This is a genomic window from Pseudarthrobacter sp. PH31-O2, assembly GCF_030063265.1.
Taxonomy (GTDB): Bacteria; Actinomycetota; Actinomycetes; order Actinomycetales; family Micrococcaceae; genus Arthrobacter.
Genome location: NZ_JASIST010000009.1, coordinates 133,302 through 153,465, shown reverse-complemented (window position 1 = coordinate 153,465; position 20,164 = coordinate 133,302). Strand labels below are relative to the sequence as shown.

Genomic DNA, 20,164 nt, shown 5'->3' with positions numbered 1-20,164 from the left:
CTGGTCGCCGCGAAACTGAACCGCCGGCCCCGACCCACCCTCAACCTCGAGACACCGGCCAACCGGCTGAACCAGCTGCTGCACGCAGCCTAAAACCCCGGCGTTGCTAGGACCATATGACTTTGCCGCACACACACTGCCACGAGGTGTCAACTCGCGCAGCTGGCGTGGTCCGGGCCCTACCGCTGCGCGTCCCGACGTCGTAGTTTCATTCCATGACACTCAACATTCAGATCGCAGTCGACTGCCGGAACCCGCATGAGCTGGCCGGCTGGTGGGCCGAGACCCTCGCGTGGGCGGTGGAGCCGCAGGACGAGGGCTTCATCCGCTCCATGATCGAGCAGGGCTTCGCCACCGAGGCGGAGACCAAGGTCCACCACGGCAAGCTCGTTTGGCGTGACGGTGCCGCCATCCGCCCGACTGAGGAACTCGACGCCACAGCCCCTGCCCGCCGCATCCTCTTCCAGACGGCCCCGGAGGAAAAGACAGTTAAAAACCGGATCCACTGGGACGTTAACCTGGCCGGCGCCGACAAGGACACGTTCCGCACCGCATTGGAAGCCCGCGGCGCCAGCTTCCTTTGGACCGCCAGCGAAGGACCGCATTCCTGGCACACCATGGCGGACCCTGAAGGCAACGAGTTCTGCATCAGCTGAGGCGATTACTAGACTCTGACTGTGAGCAACCAAATCCCCGCCAAGGTATCCGACGTCTTTGACCCCACCCGCTGGCGCACCGTGTCCGGCTTCGACGATTTCCAGGACATGACCTACCACCGGCAGGTGGAGCGCTCCGCGGACGGTGCCGTGGTCCGGGACCTGCCGACGGTGCGTATCGCGTTCAACCGGCCCGAGGTCCGTAACGCCTTCCGCCCCGGCACTGTCGATGAGCTCTACCGCGCCATGGACCACGCCCGGATGAGCCCGGATGTGGCCACTGTGCTGCTGACCGGCAACGGCCCCTCCGCCAAAGACGGCGGCCACTCGTTCTGCTCCGGCGGTGACCAGCGGATCCGCGGCCGCGACGGCTACCGGTACGCAGACGGCGAGACCACCGAAACCATCGACCCGGCGCGCGCCGGCCGGCTGCACATCCTTGAGGTCCAGCGGCTCATGCGCACCATGCCCAAGGTTGTCATTGCCGTTGTCAACGGCTGGGCCGCCGGCGGCGGGCATTCCCTGCATGTCGTTTCAGACCTGACCATCGCTTCCCGCGAACACGGCAAATTCAAGCAGACCGATGCCACGGTCGGCAGCTTCGACGCCGGCTACGGCTCCGCGCTGCTGGCCCGCCAGATCGGCCAGAAGGCCGCCCGCGAAATCTTCTTCCTGGCCCGCGAATATTCCGCAGAGGACATGGTCCGGATGGGCGCGGTGAACGAGGCCGTGGATCACGCACGGCTTGAGGATGTGGCGCTGGAATACGCCGCCGACATTGCCAGGCAGTCGCCGCAGGCCCTCCGGATGCTCAAGTTTGCCTTCAATCTGGCCGACGATGGCCTCGCAGGCCAGCAGGTCTTCGCCGGCGAGGCGACGCGGCTTGCCTACATGACCGACGAGGCCGTGGAGGGCAAGGAAGCCTTCCTGCAAAAGCGCGATCCGGACTGGTCCAGCTTCCCCTACTACTTCTAAGGCGGCCGTCGTGACTTCCGGAGCTGTCAACATCGAAGCCGCCCTCGCGGCGCTGGCCGCGGCCCTCCACGGGGAGGGACCCGCCGTCGAGCTCGCCGACGGGCCCGACGGGTCCCCGGTGCTGGCCTTCCCCGAAACGCCCGGCATCGAAGACGCCGCCGTTGTGGTGCGAACCTCCGGATCCACCGGCGTGCCGAAGGCTACAGTGCTGACCGTTGACGCGCTGGCTGCCTCCTCGATGGCCACCGCGTTGGCGCTCAAGGGCGAAGGCCAGTGGCTGCTCGCCCTGCCCGTGCAATATGTGGCCGGCGTGCAGGTGCTGGTCCGTTCGCTCTTTGCCGGAACCCGGCCGTGGGCGATGGACCTCAGCGGAGGTTTTACACCGGAGGCCTTCACAGCCGCAGCGGCCGAGCTCACCGATCAGAAGCGGTTCACCTCGCTGGTGCCGACCCAGCTGCAGCGGCTGCTGGACGCGCCGTCGGCTGACACCCTCGCAGCGCTCCGCCGGTTCAACGGGATCCTGCTCGGCGGCGGACCGGTGCCCCCGGCGCTGCTTGCCGCAGCCCGTAACGCCGGCCTGCAGGTGGTGACCACCTACGGTTCGGCCGAGACCTGCGGCGGCTGCGTGTACGACGGCGTCCCGCTGGAAGGCGTCTTGGTCCGCGTTGCGGAGGACGGGCGGGTCCTGCTCGGCGGGGCAACCATTGCAGCCGGCTACCTGGGCGCCCCTGAACTCGATGCGGCGGCATTCGTGGCGGACAACGGCGTCCGCTGGTACCGGACCAACGATCTTGGCGAGCTGGACGGCGACGGGAAGCTGCGGATCCTGGGGCGGGCCGACGACGTTGTTATCACCGGCGGGGTGAAGGTTTCCGCCGCCCATGTGCAGGCGGAACTGGAGAAACTCGACGGCGTGCGGGCCGCGTTTGTGGCCGGGGTCCCCTCGGCCGAGTGGGGCCAGGCCCTCGCCGCCTTCGTGGCGGTGGCGGACACCAGCCCGCAGGGCTTCGCCAACTTCGCCGCAGGATCCCGATGGGCCGCGGCGCTGGGCACGCTGGCGCCAAAAACCGTCCTTGCCGCCGCTGAACTGCTGATGCTGCCCAACGGGAAACCTGACCGTCTTGCCATGTCGGTTCGGCTCTCGGAGCTGCATCAGGGAAAATAGACAAGCCGGGCACTCCCGGCACCGCCAAACCAACACGAGGTACTGACACGTGGCTACAGCCGCTCAATGGATCCAAGGCGCCCGACTGCGCACCCTGCCGGCCGCTATTGCGCCTGTCCTGATCGGGACCGCTGCCGCGTACGCCTTGAACGCGTTTCGTCCCGTCAACGCCGTCCTGGCGGCGCTGGTGGCCCTGCTGCTGCAAATCGGCGTGAACTATGCCAACGACTATTCGGACGGCATCCGCGGCACTGACGAGGACCGGGTGGGCCCGCTTCGGCTGGTCGGCTCCGGCGCCGCGATGCCCGCGCACGTCAAGTACGCCGCGTTCGCCGCCTTCGGGCTGGCGATGGTGTTCGGGCTGGCCCTGGTCATCCTCTCGCAGGCGTGGTGGCTGATCCTGGTCGGTGTGGGTTGCGTCCTGGCAGCGTGGGGCTACACCGGCGGGAAGAACCCGTACGGCTACCTCGGACTGGGGGATTTGTTCGTCTTTGTGTTCTTCGGCCTCGTCGCCACGCTGGGCACCACCTACACGCAGGCCGCGCAGATCAGCTTGCCCGCGGTCATCGGTGCGATTGGCACCGGACTCATCGCCGTCGCGCTGCTGATGGCCAACAACGTCCGCGACATCCCCACGGACCGGAAAGCCGGGAAGAAAACCCTCGCCGTGCGGCTGGGCGACAAGCATGCCCGCGAAAGCTACGTGCTGATGCTCGCCGTCGCCATCCTGCTGCCGATTGTGCTGGCCCCGGCCCGGCCGTGGATGCTGATCGTGCTGCTGCTGATCCCGGCAAGCCTGATGCCGTCCTGGCTGATGATCGCCGGCCGGCGCCGCAAGAGCCTGATTCCGGTGCTCAAGCAGACGGGCCTGATCAACCTCGGCTATGCGGTGCTGTTCTCGTTGGGCCTGATCCTCAGCCGCGGGTTCTAAGCCACCGTCCACGGCCGGGACCTGACCGGCGGTGTCGGCAGCCGCCAGGGGCCTAGGAGTCCTTGGGCCGGCTGTCCGTACGCACCGTTACGTCCGGGTGTTCGTCGACGAGCCGGTCTTCGGCGTCGGCGTCCGCCACTTCGCCGGCGCTGCGCAGCGGCTTCGCCTTTCCGGAGAAGCGGCTGTGGAGCGAGGCGGTGGCGGCAGCGCGCTGCTTCTGGAAAAACAGGTAGCTCACCGCGAAGGCCATCATGCCGGCGCACAGGGCCGCGAGCAGCACACCAAGCCGCAGGTAGAGGAACAGGGCGAACAACGGTGCGAACAGCACCAGACGGATCAGGGAGTATTTCAGGAAGGCCACGGTCCCAGTTTAGCCGCCGGAAGCGGCCCCGCCCCACCGGGGCCGCAGCCGGCGTTCTGTGGTGTGGGCCGGGAAGCGCCGGGAGCGCCGGCGGCGACTAGACTGTTTACATGCTCCGTGTAGTGGTCGTTGTCGCTGTTCTCGTCGTATTCGTCTATGGACTTGTCGATGTGATCCGCACTGATCCCCGCCAGACCAAAGGCATCTCGAAGCCGGCCTGGGTTGTGGTGCAGATCGTCCTCCCGGTCATTGGCGCCATCCTGTGGTTCCTCATCGGCCGGCCCCGCGGCACCGCCCCCGTGCGCGCCGCCTACAGCCACACCAGCGCGCCCGACGACGACCCGGATTTTCTGCGCAACCTCGAGCTCCGCCGCCGCAGCCAGGCCGAAGCAGAGCGGCTCAGGAAGCTAAAAGCCGAACTGGACGCCAAAGAGCGCACCGACGATGACGGCAAGGGCGCACGCGGCTCCGGGTCCGGCGAGGCCCACGGCAGCAGCGACCCGCAGGGTACCGACGAAGTCAAATAGTCCGGGCCCAACGAGACCGGGCCCAGGCTGCTTCTAATCCGTCACGGCCACTCCAATCCGGCGCCGGCGTGACAACTTCCGCCGCTGCCAGGGTGCGGGCGGCGCTGACAAAGATGGCCGCCATGCCGGTTGGCACAGCGGCCATCCCTGGCACATCCGTAAAGCCCTGGCCCGGCACCATTTGGTCCGGCGGGCGGGCCGGCGGGCGGGCCGGCGGGCGGGCCGGCGGGCGGGCTAGAGCCCGGAGTAGGAGTGCAGGCCGTTGAAGAACTGGTTCACGATCGTGAAGTTGAAGACCACACACAGGTAACCGACAATCGACAGCCAGGCCGCGCGCGTGCCGGTCCAGCCACGGGTGGCACGGGCGTGCAAGTAGCCGGCGTAGACCACCCAGATCACGAAGGTCCAAACTTCCTTGGTGTCCCAGCCCCAGAACCGGCCCCAGGCCTTCTCGGCCCAAATGGCCCCGAACATCAGCGTAAAGGTCCAGCCGACGAAGGCGATGGCGTTGATCCGGTAGGAGAGGTTTTCAAGGCTCAGCGCCGAGGGCACCAGGCGCATAAACCCCAGCTTGTCCCGGCCGCCTGCGGCAATGGACTTTTGCCGGTGCGTCTGGACCAGCTGGAGTGCCGACATCGCGAACGTCAGCGTGAACAGCGCCGAGGACATCACCGCGATGGACACGTGGATAAGCAGCCAGTAGCTCTGCAGTGCCGGAACGAGGTGCCCCACCGGCGTCCAGTAGGCCACGGAGGCAGCCACGAGCATAATGATCGCCAGGCCCACCACGAAGGTGCCCAGGAAGCGCAGGTCGCGGCGGATCAGGACCACCAGGAACACGGCGACGGCCACGAATGCGCCCGTGGTCAGGAACTCATACATGTTGCCCCATGGCACCCGGCCGGAACCGAGCGCCCTCGTGAGGACACCGGCGGCGTGAATGGCGACGCCCAACACGGTCAAGGCGACGGCGACCCGGGCAGGTGCCCGGCGTTCGGCAGAATAGCGCATCGCCCCGTCCGCGGTTCCGCCGATGCCCGCCGCGTTCCCGGCTGCAGCACCGGAGACGTTCGAGGTCGGGCGCTCAGCCCGGCCGATCGGCCCGGCCACGTCGGCATCTGCCCGGTCCACGCCGGCGCTGGAGGCGCCTACGCCGGCGGCAACGGGTACGCGCGCCGCTTCGGCGGCCGAGAGTTCAGCGGCCTTCAGGTCCACCGCGCGAAGTGTTTTGCTGCTCTTGGCCAGGTCCCACGCGAAGGCGATAAATGCCACCGTGTACGTGCCGGCTGCGAGGAGCATAAACAGCTCGCTGTACTGGCCCATGGTTTCGTTGATGGGGAACATTACTGATCCTTCTTTGACTCAGGCGAGCCTGCTGTGGACTGGATGACGTCGGTTGCGGGTTGTTCCGTAAAGGTCTGTGTGTCAGCGTCGGCGCCCGCGCCGGTGGCCGCCCGGCCATTATCCGCCGTTGCGCTGGGAACAGGCTGGGAATCTGCCCCGTCGCCGCCGAGATCCCAGGCCCCGGCGAGCAGCTTGCGGATCGCGGCGGCTTCCCCGGCCAGCCGGTGGTCTTCGCCCCGGGCCAGGAGGCCGTATTCGACCATGGTGCGGCCGTCCTCGTGCGAACCAACCCGGACCCAGACGCGGCGGCGGTTCACGTAAAGCGACGTCACCAGGCCCGCCACTGCCAGGAGCGCGAAGATCAGGGCGTACAGCTGGCCGGGATTATGGTGAATGTCGACGCCGACATAGCGCTTCACGCCGTCGAAGCTGATGGTGCCCTTGCCGTCCGGCAGGGTGTGCGTGGTTCCCGGGGTGAGGACGATGCCCTTTGTCGGCAGATTCCGGGCGTTGAGCGGAGTCAGCTTTTTGACATCGAGTTCGAAGACGTTTTGCGGCGCTCCGTCGTTGAGTCCCAGGTCGCCGAAGTAGGAGTTCAGGGTCAGCTGCGGGTTGATCAGCTCGGGATCGCCGCTGAAGGAGACGCCCGCATCGGTCACGAAGGCCGTGGGCAGGAAAAAGCCGGCGAAAGCCAGCTGATCCGGCTTGGCATCGGGGACCTTGATCACCACCGATGAGTAGTAATTTTCGCCCTGCAGCTTGGCCACCACCGGGCCCTGCATCGCGACGTTCCCGGCGCCGTCGCGGACAGTCACCACCGGGGCGTAACCATTGCCCGTCAGGTACATGCTGGTGCCGCCCAGGCTCAGCGGGTCATTGACCTTCAGCACCTCTTTCTTGGCGGGTGCATCGGGGGTCTCCTTGGTGGTCACGTCGGCCGTGAAGTCGATCGGCTGGCCGAACTTGCCCTTGGATTCGCGGTCAAAAGTGATCTGGAATTTATCCAACTGCACCGAGTAGGGCTGCAGCTGGCCGCTCTGGAAGTTGGTGCCGGGGGTGAACTGGTCGTAGCCGACAAGGGTGTTCACGAAGGTGTCTCCCTCCACCAGGATCCGCTGGCCGCTGTAGCCGAACAGCCCGCCAATCGCAACGGAAACCAGCACGCCGATCAGCGAGGTGTGGAACAGCAGGTTCCCGACTTCGCGCAGGAAGCCGCGCTCGGCCCCCAGCGAGGGACGGGCGCCGTCGCGGTCGCGCACATCGACGCGGTAGCCGCGTTTCGCCAGCAGCCCGGCGGCGTCGGATATTGCGCCCGACGCCGGGATCCCGGCGTCGGCGGGAATCACGAGCGTGCCGTACTCCGGCAGCCGGGACAGCCGTGCGGGCGTCCGCGGCGGCTGGGACCGCATGGCCTTGTAGTGCGCGATGGCGCGCGGGACGACGCAACCGATCAGGGAAACGAAGAGCAGGATATAGATCGCGGAGAACCATGCCGAGGAGTACACGTCGTACAGCTGCAACGTATCGAGGACCTTGCCGTAATCCGGGTGGTCCTTGATGTACTGGGTCACGGTCGAAGGGTTGGCGGGCCGCTGCGGGAAGAGCGAACCGGGAACGGCCGCCACTGCCAGCATCAGCAGCAGGAACAACGCCGTGCGCATGCTGGTCAGCTGGGTCCAGGCCCAGCGGAGCATGCCCAACGCGCCCAGCGTGGGCAGGACTGCTTCGGTCTTGGCGCTCGCCACCGGACCGCCGGTGCCGGAAGCACCGCGCTTTCCCGGCTTCCCGCCCGCGGCGGCATCGGGTTCGGGGCCCTCGGGCGTGGTGCCGGGGGGCGGGGACTTCTTCTCTACGTTCACTCGCTCGCTCATCAGATCGGCAATTTCACATCGGTTTGGAACCAGTACTGCAACTCGGAAACCCAGTGCCCCCATACGCCGCTTGCCATCAGCAGGCCAAGGCCCACCAGGATTGCGCCGCCGATGCGCTGGATGGCGAGCCGGTGCCTGCGGAAGAAGGACATCACGCCAACGCCCCGGCGCACCGCCAGCGCGATCAGCAGGAAGGGGATCCCCAGGCCCAGGCTGTAGACGAACGCCAGGAAGGCTCCCTTGGCCGCCGAGGAACCACCGGAGAGGCTCAGCAGCTGGACCGCGGAGTAGGTGGGGCCGATGCACGGTGCCCAGCCGAGGCCGAAGGTGATGCCCAGCAGCGGCGCGCCCCACAGCCCGGCCGGCGGTTTCGATTGGATCTTGGCGTCGCGTTGGAGCCAGCCGAAGCCACCCATAAACACCACACCCATAACGACCACTAGGAGGCCCAGCACCTGGGTGATCCAGGCATTCTGGGTTCCGGTGATCAGCGTCCCCAGCTGGCCGAACGCCCCGCCGAGCAGGACAAAGACCACCGAGAAACCCAGGACAAAGAGCCCGATCCCCGCCAGCATGCGGCCGCGCCTCTGCTTCTGCAGGTCAACGCCGGTCAGTCCCGTGACGTAGCCCAGATAACCGGGGACCAGCGGAAGCACACACGGGGAAAGGAAAGAGACAAAGCCGGCCAGCAGCGCCACCGGGATGGCAAGCAGCAGTGAACCGCTCAGGATGGCTTCAGCGAAGGGGCTGTTCACAGTGCTCCTGCCCGCTACTCGGCCACGGCAGCGGCGATAAGGGACTTGAGGGTGCCCTTTTGGATCTCGCCAAGCACACGGGACGCCACGCGGCCCTGTTTGTCGAGCACAAGAGTGGTGGGCACGGCTCCCGGGGGGACCAGACCGGACACGGCCAGGAGCACAGCGCCGTCTTTGTCATTAAAACTCGGGTAGCTCAGGCTAAACGTCTTGTCGAAGGCGTCCGCGGTGGCCTTCTCGTCCCGGAGGTTGACCCCGAAGAACTGAACGCCCTGGCTCTTGAACTCCTGATGCAGCTCTTCGAGCGCGGGCGCCTCCACCCGGCACGGAGCGCAGGCCGCGAACCAGAAGTTGAGCACGGTGACCTGCCCGGGGAAGGCCTCTGCCGTTACCTCGGTACCGTCGAAGAGTGTGCCCTTGATGGCAACGGGGTTCTTGCGGTCGGCGGCCGCGAATTCCGTGACCGACCCGTCGCCGGCCACGTAGTTCTTGTTGTCGCCCGCCCTGGCCTGCTGGGCCAGGGCGTCCTCCTGCGCGCAGCCGGAGAGTCCCAGCACGACGGCGAGCGCCGCGCCGCCGGCCGTCAGGACGTTGCGGCGGCTCACGGGCGACGCGGCCGTGTGGTTTCGGTTCATGCTCAAGCTCCAGGGGTGCTGGAGGCACCGGGAAGAAGGGCTGCCGCGGGTTCGCTGTACTCGACCCGCAGGAGGTTCCCGGCGTCGCCGAACACCAACGAGGTGACCGAAGTCAGGGTGCATTCACGTTTGCGCGGATCATGCCAGAGCGGTTTACCCTCGGCGCTGAGCCGGGTGGCCCAGATGGGCAGCTGGTGGCTGACGAGGATGGCCTCTGCGCCCGTTCCACCGAGTTCGATGGCGCGGAGCCGGGCGTCCTGTACTGCGGCCATAACCCGGGCCGCCTGGTCCTTATAGGACTCGCCCCAGGAGGGCCGGAACGGGTTGCGCAGCATCGGCCAGTGCTTCGGCTTGAGGATCTCCGCCTTGTCGACGTGGAGGCCCTCGAAATAATTGGCCGCCTCGATAATCCGCGCCTCGGTGGTGATGTCGAGGTTTAGCGCCTCGGCGATGGGCTGCGCCGTTTCCTGGGCGCGGGTCAGCGGCGAGGCGGCGAGGTGGACGATCTTTGCCCCCTGGGCAGAGCTGGCACGGAAGTGGTCAGCGAGCGTCCGGGCCATCTCCCGGCCAAGATCGGAGAGGTGGAATTCGGGCAGCCTGCCGTACAGGACGCCCTCGGGGTTGTAGACCTCGCCGTGGCGGAGCAAATGGACAGTGGCTTGGGGCATGTGTACCAGTTTCTCAAAGGGCAGGGCTAATGACGAAATCTTCTACAAGAAGTAGAACTCAAGAGTTTTCAGAAATGTTCCCCGGGGTTGGAATAAAAGATGCAAATGCATGTTTATACTGGGTGCAGCGCTTAGTTGAGACTTCAACCAATGAAGTTTCAGCTGACGATCAGACCTACCGTACGACCCACCCGACTCAAGGAGAAACACCATGGCACTTCCCACTAACGTCACCACCGGCACCTGGACCCTTGACAACTCGCACAGCGAGATTGCCTTCACCGTCCGCCACGCCGGCATCAGCAAGGTCCGCGGCCAGTTCAAGGATGCGGAGGCCACCCTTGGCCTCGCCGAGAACGTGGCCGAGTCCACGGTCCACGCCACGATCAAGACCGCCAGCTTCGACTCCGGCGACGCAAACCGCGACGGCCACGTGCGCGGCGAAGACTTCTTCGACGTCGAGAAGTTCCCGGAAATCTCCTTCGTTTCCACCGGCATCGTGCCCAAGGGCGACAGCTATGAACTCCAGGGCGAGCTCACCATCAAGGGTGTCACCCGCCCCGTGGCCCTGGCGACCGAGTTCAACGGCGTTGCCGTCGACCCCTTCGGCATGACCCGCGCCGGCCTGTCCGCAGAAACCACAATCAGCCGCAAGGACTTCGGCCTGACCTGGAACGCGGTCCTCGAAGCCGGCGGTGTCCTCGTCAGTGACAAGGTGGCCGTCAACCTCGAACTGGCCTTCATCGCCCCCGCAGCCTAGCCGGCAGCTAACCACCGGCCGGCCGGCTCCGGCGCCGGCCGCTTACACCCCGCTTCATCCCCGTGACGGAGCGGGGTGTTGCGTTAAGTCGGCGGCCGGGGCTTTGTCGAATCGGCCGCGTTTGGGCGGCACCCACCCCATGGCCTCCGGGTCGGGACTGCTAGCCGGAGCTTCCCGGGTTCGCCATGCCGGAGAGCCCCGGTGATGGCCCGTTGACGGCCAGGTGACGGCCCGGCCACGCGCAGAGAATACGCCTCGAGAATGATCCGCGCGGGCACCGGCCCGCGGTACGGTGGGAGGAATCCAGGCTGGGGGCAGGGCAGGAATCTGTTTCCGGTATCCGAACCAGAGTGCCATGCAAAGGAACGCCCATGAGTATCCCGCCCGTCCCGCCGTCAAACCCGGACTCCCCCGCCCCCGGCGAACAGCCGGCGCCCCACTACGGCCAGAACGATCCCCAGCACGGCCAGCAGCCGCCCTCCGCCCCGCAGTACGGCCAGGTGTCGCCTGCCGCTCCGGAGTATGGCCAGGCGCCCTCGGCACCGCCCTACGGCCAGCAGGCTGCCCCGCAGTACGGCCAAAACTCCCCGCAGGCCCCGCAGTACGGCCAGAACCCGCCGCCGTATGGACAGCCGCAGTACAACCAGCCGCAGTACAACCAGTCCCCCTATGCCCAGTACCCCTCCGGGCAGCTGCAGGCCAAACCCGCCATGCCGCAGCTGGTCAACACCGCTTTCTGGCTCATCGTCGCATCGGGCGCGGTGTGGATCATCTCCCTGCTGCTGGCGGTCGGCACCCTGGACACTCCCGGAACGCGGGCCATGTTTGAACAGCAGATGTCTGCCAGCGGGGCTGATATCCGGTTCGAAGACCTCAGGGGTGCCCTGGTGGGCAGCATCGTGGTCTTCGCAGTGATCAGCGCCGGGCTCTATGCCCTCGTGGCCTTGAACGTGCGCAAAGGCAAAAACTGGGCCAGGATCCTGGGCACCGTCTTCGCTGCCCTCTCCCTGTTCAGCCTCTTCCCGCTCAGCATCGGCACCCTGGCAGTCCTGCTGGGCATCGCCGGCATCGTGATGTTGTACCTGCCGGCAACGGCCCCGTACTTCAGCAAGCAGCAGCCGTTCGCCAACCCCTATGGGCAGCCGGGCAAACCGAACTAGCGCGCACCAGCTACTAGCCGGGCAACGGCGCAAGGGGCGCGGGAGCCGGACGGGCTGACTTTAACTAGCCAGCAACCTCCGGGTCCTGCGCCCTTTGTGCGTGGTAGGCGAGGATCTGCAGTTCGGTGGCCATATCCACTTTTCTCAGGTTGACCCCCGGCGGAACCTGCAGCATCACCGGGGCAAAACTGAGAATGCTTCGCACCCCGGCGGCAATCACCCGCTCGCAGACGTCCTGTGCAACGGCGGCCGGCAGGGCCAGCACTACCATGTTCGCGCCCGTGCGTTGCAGTACCGGCTCCAGGTCGGCGGCGTCGCTGACCCGCAGCCAGCCCACTTCGCTGCCCACCACCATCTGGTCCGCATCGAAGATCGCCACAATATCGAAGCCCCGGGATTCGAAGCCACCGTACCGGGCCAGCGCCTTACCCAGGTTTCCGGCGCCGACGATGGCCACTTTCCAGTCGTGCGTCAGGCCCAGGGCCGCTGCTATATGCCTGTTGAGGAACTGCACTTCGTAGCCCACGCCGCGGGTCCCGTAGGACCCGACGTAGGAAAGGTCTTTGCGGAGGGTGGAGGAGCTGACGCCCGAGGCCTCGGCCAGCGACTCGGACGAGACGCGGTCAACCCCCTCCGCAAGCAAGGTGGTCAGGGCGCGCAGATAGATGGTCAGCCGGGACACGGCCGCGGGCGGAATCTGCTTGGCGGCAGTCCCTGATCCCCCCGGCACGGCCTCAGGGGATGAATCCAGCGAAGTCACTATCTGCTCCATTGAGTCGCGTTGTGACTTCCACTCTAGGGCCCCCGCAGTTCGGCGAACAAAGCGCCCGGCTCCGGCGACGGGTCAGGGCTGCTGGCCCAGCGCCCGCCGCAGCGTCCGGTCCAGCCGGACTTCGTCGATCTTCCAGAAGTCCCGCTGGACACCATCCACCAGCACCACGGGAATCTCCTCGGCAAAGCGCTCCCGCAGTTCGGCGTCGTCGTCCACCAGCTGTTCGCGCCATCCGATTCCCAGGCTCTTTGTGACGCGGTCGACGGCGGCGCGCGCCGCCGAGCACAGGTGGCAGTCAGCTTTGGTGATGAGGACGACGTCGGGGCTTGGCATGGCTCCACGGTAGCCCGGCGGCCCGTCCGGCGTCGACGCCGCCGCGGAGCCAAGCCACTCCGCGGTGAGCCGCCGGGACAAAACCGGACCCGTCGGTGACTAGACTCGTGGCATGTCCGAAGAGAAGTACGCCGCCGCGGCCGCAGAACCTGCTGCCGCGGCGCAGCACGGCGAAGCCGCGTTCTTCGACGTCGACAACACCCTGATGCGCGGGGCCAGCCTGTTCCATGTGGCCCGCAAAATGCACCAGCGCGGGGCATTCACCCTCCGCGAGGCGGCCGGGATCGGCTGGAAGCAACTGATGTTTGTGCTCCGCGGCGAGAAAATGGATGACGTCCACGCCGTCCGGGATACCGCCCTGGCGCTCGCCGCCGGTATCACCGTTGCGGACATCGAGGCACTCGGCGAAGAAGTCTATGACGAAATGATTGAATCCCGGATCTGGCCGGGCGCCAAGGCGCTGGCGGAGCAGCACCTCCGGGTAGGCCGCCGGGTCTGGCTTGTCACGGCGACGCCGATCGAGGTGGCCACGGTGATCTCCACCAGGCTGGGCCTCACCGGAGCCCTCGGCACCGTGGGCGAAATCGTGGACGGGTCCTACACCGGGCGGCTGGTCGGCGAAATCCTGCATGGTCCCGCCAAAGCGGTGGCCGTCAGGGCGGTAGCCGATGCCGAGGGCCTGGACCTGGCCCGGTGCTGGGCCTACAGCGATTCGCACAACGACATCCCGCTGCTGAGCATGGTGGGCCACCCCGTGGCCATCAACCCGGATTCCCGGCTCCGCCGTCACGCCCGCGAACACAACTGGCCGGTCTACGACTTCCGTTCCGGCCGCCGCGCCGCCACCCTGGGGCTCAAGGCCGCCACGGTTGGCGGCGCCGTCTACGGCCTCTGGCGGGGGTTCTCCCGCTTCCGCGGCCCCTCTATCTGACCGCGGACATCCCTGCCACGCCGCTTTCCGACGCGCTTCTACCCGGGCGGTGCACTTCGGGCCGAGCGCTACGCGAATCCGTACGTCGCTCGCGTTTCCTTGCGGCGCCTGCGCCAGCGCGCGTCCGGCGTCGCCAGCTGGCGCGACAAGCCAAAGAAAATGCCCGCTGCCGGGAAGGCAACGGGCATTGACATAGTGCGAAGTATTTCTACTTCTTATTGCGACGCTGGTGGCGCGTCTTGCGAAGCAGCTTGCGGTGCTTCTTCTTGGCCATACGCTTGCGACGCTTCTTAATAACTGAACCCACGAAAGTTCCTTACCGGCTAGATGCAGTACCTGCCTGTTGGAAAGGATCCGCGGGCTAAGCAGCAGACTGTACAACTGACAGGTTCTTACAATGACGTAAAACGTTCCTTAACAGGGTACCGCCTATCGGGGGCAGACTACGACCGCAGACCGGCCCGGGCGGCCGGACGCTGTGATTTCCGGTGAAAAGAACGCAGGGAATCAGGCCGTTTCCGTGTGTCCGTCGACGACAGCGCCCTTGAGGTACTGCTCCACGGCGGTTTCCGGCACCCGGTAGGAGCGCCCGAACCGGACTGCCGGCATCTCGCCGGAATGAACAAGCCGGTACACGGTCATTTTGGACACCCGCATCACGTCCGCGACTTCAGCCACGGTCAAGAAGCGGGCGTTGGAGAAGTTAGCCTCCGAAGACATTTCCCTGTTTCCTTTACTCAAGCGAACGGCAGCCGCATCTGAACGACATGGCGGTGTGCCGATGCTGAGCCATCAAACAACCATGTGTTAGATACTCTAGGGGCTGATGGTGCCAATGTGAAAGAGTTACCGCTAAGCTGCCGGCGCTCGGACTGATTTCCCCTGGCTGTCCGGGCGCGCCAATGTTTAGGCGCGGGTCCGGCGCACACGAGCGGAATCCGCCAGCGACGCCAACACCGATTCCGTAACATCCCAGTCCATGCAGGCGTCCGTCACGCTCTGGCCGTAGACCAACTTGTCCGTTCCGGCGGCATGCTCGGCAACGTCAAGGCTTTGCGCCCCGCCGACCAGGAAGCTCTCCAGCATCACGCCGGCAATGGCTCCCCCCATGCTGCCGCCGCCCGCCAGCCGGGCGCCGATTTCCAGGGCAACTTCAGCCTGCCGGCGGTGATCCTTGCCGCTGTTGGCATGGCTCGCATCAACGATCAGCCGGGGGTTCAGCCGCGTGGCGGCCAATTTGGCGGTGGCGACCTCGATGTCCACGACGGAGTAGTTCGGTCCTCCGCGTCCGCCGCGGAGGATGATGTGGGTGTCCGGGTTGCCGGCGGTGGCGACCAGTGCGGCCCGGCCTGCACCGTCGATCCCGAGGAACGCCTGGGCGGCTGCCGCGGCACTGCACGCGTCGAGCGCCACCTGCAGGTCGCCGTCGGTCCCGTTCTTGAAGCCGATCGGCATCGACAGCCCGGACGCCAGCTGGCGGTGGATCTGGCTCTCCGTGGTGCGGGCACCGATCGCGCCCCAGGCGACGAGGTCCGCCATGTACTGCGGGCTGATGGGTTCCAGGAACTCCGTGGCGGCGGGGAGACCGAGCCCGGTGACCTGGCGCAGGAAAGACCGGGCCGCTCGCAGGCCTGCGGCGATGTCGTGGCTGCCGTCCAGCCGGGGGTCATTGATTAGGCCCTTCCACCCCACAGTGGTGCGGGGCTTCTCGAAGTAGGTGCGCATTACGATCAGCAGGTCTTCGCGGTGCCTCTCGGCCTGGCTGACCAGCCGGCGGGCGTATTCCAGGCCAGCCTCGGGGTCGTGGATGGAGCAGGGGCCAACAATAACCAGCAGGCGGTCGTCGACGCCGTCCATCACGGCGCGGACCTCGTCCCGGCCGCGGGCCACGACGTCGGCCAGTCGGGCATCCAGCGGCAAATCAGCAGCGATCTCCTGCGGGGTGGGGAGCGGGGTGAACTCGCTCACGCGCAGGTTCGAGGTGGATTGGTGGGACTCTGGGGCTGCTTCGATACTCATGGGGCGGGTCCTGTTCCGAGGTGCGGAGCGGGCCCTGATCAGAACCCGCCGGGAAATGGCGAAGGGCAGAGAATAATCTCTGCCCTGTTGGCTCTGAAGGAAGGTTGCTTGCGTGTTAGCTAGACGCGGGCCCCTCCAGAGCCAACGAAAAATACGCATACCAACGATTAGTCATGGCCCGACAATAGCCCGGCGCTTGCCGTGACGGAAAAACGGGCGCGTAACATTGCCGCCTTCGCAGCAGACCACACGCCGGATCACACGCCGAATCACACCCCGGATCCCACACTGGGTCCCACACTGGGTCGCACCCCGGGCCGCACCCCGGCTTCCGCGTAGTAACCCTCGATATGGTCCGCCACCAGCCGGGCCGCCCGGCCGCCGTCGCGGCCGGTGATGGCGGAAAGTATGCTTCGGTGTTCCACGCGAAGCCGTGCAGCCGTGGCGTTCCAGTCCGGAAGGTTGCCGGTTAACCCGCCGGCGTAGTCCTGGATGGCTTCGCGGAGGGAGCCCATCATCGCGCTGACCACGGCGTTGCCCGCGGCATCCGCCAGCGCCAGGTGGAATTGCACATCCAGCGCCAGGAACGTCTCTGTCCCGGCACAGTCCTCCATTTTTTCCAGCAGGCTTGCCGCCTCCGCGAGTGCCGGCGAATCCGGACGGGCGCGGGCTGCGGCCCAGGACTCCAGCAGCACACGCGTCTCCACGATGTCCTTAACCGGCAGGTGGGAGGTGGCCACGTGCAGCCGGAGGGCGGCGCCCAGGGCTGCTGTGGGGTCTGCGATGACAATAGTGCCCGCCTCCGGGCCCGACCCGACCCCGGCCCTGAGCACTCCCATGGCTTCCAGAACCCGGATGGCCTCACGGACGGAGGTACGGGAGACCTTGAGTTGCTCGGCCAGGGCGCGTTCGGGCGGCAGGCGTCCGCCCAGGGCGAGCCGACCGCTGGAGAGCTGGCCCTCAATCCAGGTCAGGACAAGCTGGTGGGTGCGCATATCACCAGCCTACTTGATGTGGTTGGACCATAGACTTAGAATGTGGTCGGACCACATTCCCCGCCGGCATATTCTTTGTGGGGACCCGACACCCAGGACGACGAGACCTGCCCGGAGGCAGCAATGACGCAGACCATCGAGCCCGGCAACCCCGAGGCTCCCACCCAGCCAACAGACACCGGCGCTGACCGCCGTCCCGCCGTGGCCACCCCGGGCAGCGTTCCCGCGGCCCTCAAGCGCCGCGTCCCGAAGTACTCGGACCTCGCCCCGCTGATGCAGTTCAAGAAGCCCGGGTTCGGCCGTGCCGCCAGGCTGGGCCGGGCCAGCACCATCTGGGATCTCCGGGACATGGCCAAGCGCCGCACCCCGCAGGCCCCGTTCGACTACACGGACGGCGCGGCCGAAGCCGAGATCACCCTGCGCCGTGCCCGCCAGGCGTTCCTGGATATTGAGTTCAGGCCAGGCATCCTGCGCGACGTCTCCCAGGTGGACCTTGGCACGCAGATCCTCGGTAAGCCATCCCGACTGCCGGTGGGTATCGCGCCAACTGGCTTCACCCGGATGATGCAGTCCGAGGGCGAGTACGCCGGCTCCCAGGCCGCCGCTGCGGCCGGAATCCCCTACACACTCTCCACTATGGGCACTGCCTCGATCGAGGACGTGGCCGCTGCCGCACCGGGAGGCCGGAACTGGTTCCAGCTCTACCTGTGGACGGACCGGGACCGCTCGCTGGAGCTGATCGAACGCGCGGCCAGGGCCGGAAACGACACCCTGATGGTTACCGTGGACACCGCCGTCGCGGGCGCCCGCCTCCGGGACGTCCGCAACGGCATGACGATCCCGCCGGCCCTGACGCTGAAGACGGTTGCAGATGCCTCCTACCGGCCGGCGTGGTGGTTCAATTTCCTGACCCATGAGCCGCTGACATTTGCCTCGCTCTCGCGCTATACCGGCACCGTCGCGGACCTGATCAATTCGATGTTTGATCCCACACTGACGTTCGAGGACCTGGACTGGCTGCGCGCAACCTGGAAGGGCAAGCTTGTGGTCAAGGGCATCCAAACGGTCGAGGATGCCCGCAAGGTGGTTGACCACGGCGCCGACGGCGTCGTGATCTCCAACCACGGCGGCCGGCAGCTGGACCGGGCTCCGGTCCCGTTCCATCTTCTTCCGGAGGTCGCAACTGCCTTCCAGGCGGACCACAGCGACGCAGCGATCATTCTGGATACCGGCATCATGAGCGGGGCGGACATCATCGCTGCCCTGGCCCTGGGCGCCGATTTCACCCTGATCGGCCGCGCCTACCTCTACGGACTGATGGCGGGCGGCCGGGCCGGTGTGGACCGGGCCATCGCGATCCTGGAGACGGATATGCTCCGGACCATGGCCTTGCTGGGCGTCAGCCGGATCTCGGAGCTGACCCCGGACCACGTGCGGCTGCTCGCCAAGTAGCCCGCCCGCCCAGCTATTTCCTGCGGCCGAACTTCGGCAGGTTCGCCAGCAGGTCAGCGGCTCGGGTGGCGGCGCGGCCAACAGAGCGGCCGATCTGCTGCGGCCGCTTGTCGTCCCCGGCGGTGCCGACGGGGAGGACGACGGCGGGGCTCAGTGCGCTGCCAGCCGGGAGTTCCGACAGCGCAGGGGCAGCCGGCACCGAGGCAGGCACTGCAGCGGCAAGGGCGGACGTTTCAGCGTCGGCGGGACGGCCGACGTCGAACGTCTCCAGCCAGCTGGCGACACCGGCCAGCGGTTTGGGGTTCAACGCGTAGTAACGCTTCTGGCCCTGGGCACGCATGCTCACCAGGTCCGCCTCGCGGAGCACTTTCAGATGTTTGGAAATGGTGGGCTGGCTGGCCTCGAGTTCCTGGACCAGTTCCCCCACTGCCTTGTCCCCCTCGCGGAGGGAAACCAGAATGTCACGCCGGGTTGCCTCAGCAATGACGGCAAATACGTCGTCTGTCACCATTCCTCCACACTAGCGACATATACGCCGGATGGCATCCACTAAATCGCGGGCCCGGTGGCGCCGGCAGGCCGCGCACCGGTCCCGCTTCGGGAACTGCCCTAGTCGAACCAGGGATCCAGGCCATAGAGCGGGAAGACTTCCTTGCGGGTGGCCATCACGGTCCGGTCCACGTCGTCGTTCGGGTCGAAGCCGACTTCCCAGGAGCGCCACCAGAGGTCGACGCCGTCGCCCATGATTTCCGGTGCGGCGACACCATATTTGGCGCCGTACTTGTCCAAGACGTAGCGGCGCCAGTCCTCCGGTACCGGGGTATGTAGCGAGACAGGCCGCCCGGCCGCGATGGCGATCAGGTGGCTCCAGGACCGAGGCACCACAGTAATAACGTTGTAGCCGCCTCCGCCGGTGGAAATCCAGCGGTTCTCGCAATAGCGGGCCGCGAGATTGCCGATCGCGGTGGCGGCCTCCCGCTGGCCGTCGACGCTGATGTTGAGATGCGTCAGCGGGTCCAACCGGTGCGAGTCGCAGCCGTGCTGGCTGACGATGGCCTCCGGTTGGAAGGCGCCCACCAGCTGCGGCACAACGGCGTGGAAGGCCCGCAGCCAGCCGCCGTCACCTGTTCCGGCCGGCAGGGCGACGTTCACGGCGCTGCCCTGCGCGTTGGGTCCGCCGATTTCATTGGCGAAACCCGTGCCCGGGAACAGGGTCAGCCCGGTCTCGTGCAGGGAAATAGTCAGGACACGCGGATCGTTCCAGAAAATGCTCTGCGTACCGTCGCCGTGGTGGGCGTCGATGTCGATGTACACCACACGCTGCATCCCGCCGTCGAGCAGCCGCTGGATGGCGAGGGCCGCATCGTTGTAGATGCAGAAACCGCTCGCACGGTTGCGGGCAGCATGGTGCATGCCCCCGCCGAAGTTCACCGCCCGCACGGCGCTGCCGTCGAGGATCGCGGCGGCGGCCAGGAGTGAGGCGCCGGCCAGCCGGGCGCTGGCCTCGTGCATGCCGGCAAAGGCCGGGTCATCCTCGGTCCCGAGCCCGCGTTCGATGTCCGGGGTCCCGGGATCCGCACTTACGCGCCGCACGGCGGCGACGAATTCCGGGCTGTGGACGGTGCACAGTTCGGCATCGCTTGCGACTTCCGGAGCCGCTACGGTGACGTGGTCCAAGTCCAAAAGTCCGAGGCTTTGGGCGAGCCTGGCGGTAAGTTCCATCCGCTCCGGGGCCATCGGGTGGCTGTGGCCGAAGTTGTAGGCGGTCATGGCAGGATCCCACACCACCGTCGTCGGCAGTGCGGACTGCGCGAGCCCCGGCAGATATGTCATCAGTCACAGGCTACCCGAGCG

The 20,164-nt window shown here is 66.8% G+C and carries 24 protein-coding genes; 9 read left to right on the top strand and 15 right to left on the bottom strand.

The window, feature by feature from the left end:
• Positions 1–215: 215 nt before the first annotated feature.
• Genes QMG72_RS14485 through QMG72_RS14470 form a run of 4 tightly spaced genes read left to right on the top strand, consistent with a single transcriptional unit; the run spans position 216 to position 3,727 of the window.
• Positions 216–656 (top strand): VOC family protein, encoded by a 441-nt coding sequence (locus QMG72_RS14485; protein WP_283480885.1) that lies wholly within the window; start codon positions 216–218, stop codon positions 654–656.
• Positions 657–677: 21 nt separating this feature from the next.
• Positions 678–1,631: a 1,4-dihydroxy-2-naphthoyl-CoA synthase gene (locus tag QMG72_RS14480; protein WP_226773120.1), complete on the top strand. Its 954-nt coding sequence runs from the start codon at positions 678–680 to the stop codon at positions 1,629–1,631.
• Positions 1,632–1,641: 10 nt separating this feature from the next.
• Positions 1,642–2,796 (top strand): AMP-binding protein, encoded by a 1,155-nt coding sequence (locus QMG72_RS14475; RefSeq protein WP_283480883.1) that lies wholly within the window; start codon positions 1,642–1,644, stop codon positions 2,794–2,796.
• 49 nt (positions 2,797–2,845) lie between these two features.
• Positions 2,846–3,727 (top strand): 1,4-dihydroxy-2-naphthoate polyprenyltransferase, encoded by an 882-nt coding sequence (locus QMG72_RS14470; RefSeq protein ID WP_226773118.1) that lies wholly within the window; start codon positions 2,846–2,848, stop codon positions 3,725–3,727.
• A gap of 52 nt (positions 3,728–3,779) precedes the next feature.
• On the opposite strand, the gene QMG72_RS14465 is transcribed toward QMG72_RS14470, so the two are convergent.
• The gene (locus QMG72_RS14465; protein WP_226773117.1) at positions 3,780–4,088 is read right to left on the bottom strand and encodes a DUF4229 domain-containing protein; all 309 of its coding nucleotides are present in this window, start codon (positions 4,086–4,088) and stop codon (positions 3,780–3,782) included.
• 110 nt (positions 4,089–4,198) lie between these two features.
• Between QMG72_RS14465 and QMG72_RS14460 the strand changes: the two genes are divergently transcribed.
• Positions 4,199–4,615: a PLD nuclease N-terminal domain-containing protein gene (locus QMG72_RS14460; protein ID WP_226773116.1), complete on the top strand. Its 417-nt coding sequence runs from the start codon at positions 4,199–4,201 to the stop codon at positions 4,613–4,615.
• Positions 4,616–4,849: 234 nt separating this feature from the next.
• Here the strand turns inward: QMG72_RS14460 and ccsB are convergent, their stop codons facing one another.
• Genes ccsB through QMG72_RS14435 form a run of 5 tightly spaced genes read right to left on the bottom strand, consistent with a single transcriptional unit; the run spans position 4,850 to position 9,888 of the window.
• Entirely contained in the window at positions 4,850–5,959 is a 1,110-nt protein-coding gene (ccsB, locus tag QMG72_RS14455) for a c-type cytochrome biogenesis protein CcsB (protein WP_226773297.1), read from the bottom strand.
• Positions 5,959–7,830, bottom strand: coding sequence for a cytochrome c biogenesis protein ResB (resB, locus tag QMG72_RS14450; protein ID WP_226773296.1), 1,872 nt, complete (start codon positions 7,828–7,830; stop codon positions 5,959–5,961). The genes ccsB and resB overlap by 1 nt, the downstream gene beginning before the upstream one ends.
• Positions 7,830–8,585 (bottom strand): cytochrome c biogenesis CcdA family protein, encoded by a 756-nt coding sequence (locus QMG72_RS14445; protein ID WP_226773295.1) that lies wholly within the window; start codon positions 8,583–8,585, stop codon positions 7,830–7,832. Before QMG72_RS14445 ends, resB begins: the two co-directional genes overlap by 1 nt.
• Positions 8,586–8,599: 14 nt before the next feature.
• Positions 8,600–9,220, bottom strand: coding sequence for a TlpA family protein disulfide reductase (locus QMG72_RS14440; RefSeq protein WP_226773294.1), 621 nt, complete (start codon positions 9,218–9,220; stop codon positions 8,600–8,602).
• A 2-nt stretch (positions 9,221–9,222) separates the two neighbouring features.
• Positions 9,223–9,888: a histidine phosphatase family protein gene (locus tag QMG72_RS14435; RefSeq protein ID WP_226773293.1), complete on the bottom strand. Its 666-nt coding sequence runs from the start codon at positions 9,886–9,888 to the stop codon at positions 9,223–9,225.
• Positions 9,889–10,099: 211 nt separating this feature from the next.
• On the opposite strand from QMG72_RS14435, the gene QMG72_RS14430 reads away from it, so the two are divergent.
• Positions 10,100–10,648 (top strand): YceI family protein, encoded by a 549-nt coding sequence (locus tag QMG72_RS14430; protein WP_226773292.1) that lies wholly within the window; start codon positions 10,100–10,102, stop codon positions 10,646–10,648.
• Between the two features lie 371 nt (positions 10,649–11,019).
• On the top strand, positions 11,020–11,808 hold the full coding sequence (locus QMG72_RS14425) for a chromosomal replication initiator protein DnaA (RefSeq protein ID WP_282468030.1): 789 nt from the start codon (positions 11,020–11,022) through the stop codon (positions 11,806–11,808).
• A gap of 64 nt (positions 11,809–11,872) precedes the next feature.
• Here the strand turns inward: QMG72_RS14425 and QMG72_RS14420 are convergent, their stop codons facing one another.
• Together QMG72_RS14420 and QMG72_RS14415 are read right to left on the bottom strand one after the other, a co-directional pair.
• A complete protein-coding gene (locus tag QMG72_RS14420; protein ID WP_226774186.1) occupies positions 11,873–12,568 on the bottom strand; it encodes a redox-sensing transcriptional repressor Rex in 696 nt (231 codons plus the stop codon).
• Positions 12,569–12,652: 84 nt separating this feature from the next.
• A complete protein-coding gene (locus QMG72_RS14415) occupies positions 12,653–12,913 on the bottom strand; it encodes a glutaredoxin family protein (RefSeq protein ID WP_226774185.1) in 261 nt (86 codons plus the stop codon).
• Between the two features lie 112 nt (positions 12,914–13,025).
• Here QMG72_RS14415 and QMG72_RS14410 point away from each other — a divergent pair, with 112 nt between their 5' ends.
• Entirely contained in the window at positions 13,026–13,844 is an 819-nt protein-coding gene (locus tag QMG72_RS14410) for an HAD family hydrolase (protein WP_226774184.1), read from the top strand.
• A gap of 68 nt (positions 13,845–13,912) precedes the next feature.
• Here the strand turns inward: QMG72_RS14410 and QMG72_RS14405 are convergent, their stop codons facing one another.
• The 5 genes from QMG72_RS14405 to QMG72_RS14385 form a co-directional block, all read right to left on the bottom strand.
• Positions 13,913–14,038 (bottom strand): hypothetical protein, encoded by a 126-nt coding sequence (locus tag QMG72_RS14405; RefSeq protein WP_282358640.1) that lies wholly within the window; start codon positions 14,036–14,038, stop codon positions 13,913–13,915.
• Between the two features lie 14 nt (positions 14,039–14,052).
• Positions 14,053–14,151, bottom strand: coding sequence for a 30S ribosomal protein bS22 (locus QMG72_RS14400; RefSeq protein ID WP_003792170.1), 99 nt, complete (start codon positions 14,149–14,151; stop codon positions 14,053–14,055).
• A gap of 200 nt (positions 14,152–14,351) precedes the next feature.
• A complete protein-coding gene (locus QMG72_RS14395) occupies positions 14,352–14,564 on the bottom strand; it encodes a helix-turn-helix domain-containing protein (protein WP_024365616.1) in 213 nt (70 codons plus the stop codon).
• A 186-nt stretch (positions 14,565–14,750) separates the two neighbouring features.
• Positions 14,751–15,863, bottom strand: coding sequence for a 3-deoxy-7-phosphoheptulonate synthase (locus tag QMG72_RS14390; protein WP_226774183.1), 1,113 nt, complete (start codon positions 15,861–15,863; stop codon positions 14,751–14,753).
• 269 nt (positions 15,864–16,132) lie between these two features.
• Positions 16,133–16,858: a FadR/GntR family transcriptional regulator gene (locus QMG72_RS14385; protein WP_226775493.1), complete on the bottom strand. Its 726-nt coding sequence runs from the start codon at positions 16,856–16,858 to the stop codon at positions 16,133–16,135.
• A 123-nt stretch (positions 16,859–16,981) separates the two neighbouring features.
• On the opposite strand from QMG72_RS14385, the gene QMG72_RS14380 reads away from it, so the two are divergent.
• The gene (locus tag QMG72_RS14380; protein WP_282468031.1) at positions 16,982–18,310 is read left to right on the top strand and encodes an alpha-hydroxy acid oxidase; all 1,329 of its coding nucleotides are present in this window, start codon (positions 16,982–16,984) and stop codon (positions 18,308–18,310) included.
• Between the two features lie 13 nt (positions 18,311–18,323).
• Here the strand turns inward: QMG72_RS14380 and QMG72_RS14375 are convergent, their stop codons facing one another.
• Together QMG72_RS14375 and QMG72_RS14370 are read right to left on the bottom strand one after the other, a co-directional pair.
• A complete protein-coding gene (locus QMG72_RS14375; RefSeq protein ID WP_226775492.1) occupies positions 18,324–18,821 on the bottom strand; it encodes an ArsR/SmtB family transcription factor in 498 nt (165 codons plus the stop codon).
• A 98-nt stretch (positions 18,822–18,919) separates the two neighbouring features.
• Positions 18,920–20,143, bottom strand: a complete 1,224-nt coding sequence (locus QMG72_RS14370; protein ID WP_226775491.1) for an acetoin utilization protein AcuC — start codon at positions 20,141–20,143, stop codon at positions 18,920–18,922.
• Positions 20,144–20,164: the final 21 nt, after the last annotated feature.

Coding starts and splice junctions, on each gene's coding strand:
- QMG72_RS14440 (WP_226773294.1), bottom strand. CDS start 9,220: ATGAACCGAAACCACACGGCCGCGTCGCCCGTGAGCCGCCGCAACGTC.
- QMG72_RS14425 (WP_282468030.1), top strand. CDS start 11,020: ATGAGTATCCCGCCCGTCCCGCCGTCAAACCCGGACTCCCCCGCCCCC.
- QMG72_RS14435 (WP_226773293.1), bottom strand. CDS start 9,888: ATGCCCCAAGCCACTGTCCATTTGCTCCGCCACGGCGAGGTCTACAAC.
- ccsB (WP_226773297.1), bottom strand. CDS start 5,959: ATGTTCCCCATCAACGAAACCATGGGCCAGTACAGCGAGCTGTTTATG.
- resB (WP_226773296.1), bottom strand. CDS start 7,830: ATGAGCGAGCGAGTGAACGTAGAGAAGAAGTCCCCGCCCCCCGGCACC.
- QMG72_RS14385 (WP_226775493.1), bottom strand. CDS start 16,858: ATGCGCACCCACCAGCTTGTCCTGACCTGGATTGAGGGCCAGCTCTCC.
- QMG72_RS14410 (WP_226774184.1), top strand. CDS start 13,026: ATGTCCGAAGAGAAGTACGCCGCCGCGGCCGCAGAACCTGCTGCCGCG.
- QMG72_RS14405 (WP_282358640.1), bottom strand. CDS start 14,038: ATGTCAATGCCCGTTGCCTTCCCGGCAGCGGGCATTTTCTTTGGCTTG.
- QMG72_RS14430 (WP_226773292.1), top strand. CDS start 10,100: ATGGCACTTCCCACTAACGTCACCACCGGCACCTGGACCCTTGACAAC.
- QMG72_RS14485 (WP_283480885.1), top strand. CDS start 216: ATGACACTCAACATTCAGATCGCAGTCGACTGCCGGAACCCGCATGAG.
- QMG72_RS14390 (WP_226774183.1), bottom strand. CDS start 15,863: ATGAGTATCGAAGCAGCCCCAGAGTCCCACCAATCCACCTCGAACCTG.
- QMG72_RS14395 (WP_024365616.1), bottom strand. CDS start 14,564: ATGTCTTCGGAGGCTAACTTCTCCAACGCCCGCTTCTTGACCGTGGCT.
- QMG72_RS14375 (WP_226775492.1), bottom strand. CDS start 18,821: ATGGTGACAGACGACGTATTTGCCGTCATTGCTGAGGCAACCCGGCGT.
- QMG72_RS14460 (WP_226773116.1), top strand. CDS start 4,199: ATGCTCCGTGTAGTGGTCGTTGTCGCTGTTCTCGTCGTATTCGTCTAT.
- QMG72_RS14370 (WP_226775491.1), bottom strand. CDS start 20,143: ATGACATATCTGCCGGGGCTCGCGCAGTCCGCACTGCCGACGACGGTG.
- QMG72_RS14380 (WP_282468031.1), top strand. CDS start 16,982: ATGACGCAGACCATCGAGCCCGGCAACCCCGAGGCTCCCACCCAGCCA.
- QMG72_RS14415 (WP_226774185.1), bottom strand. CDS start 12,913: ATGCCAAGCCCCGACGTCGTCCTCATCACCAAAGCTGACTGCCACCTG.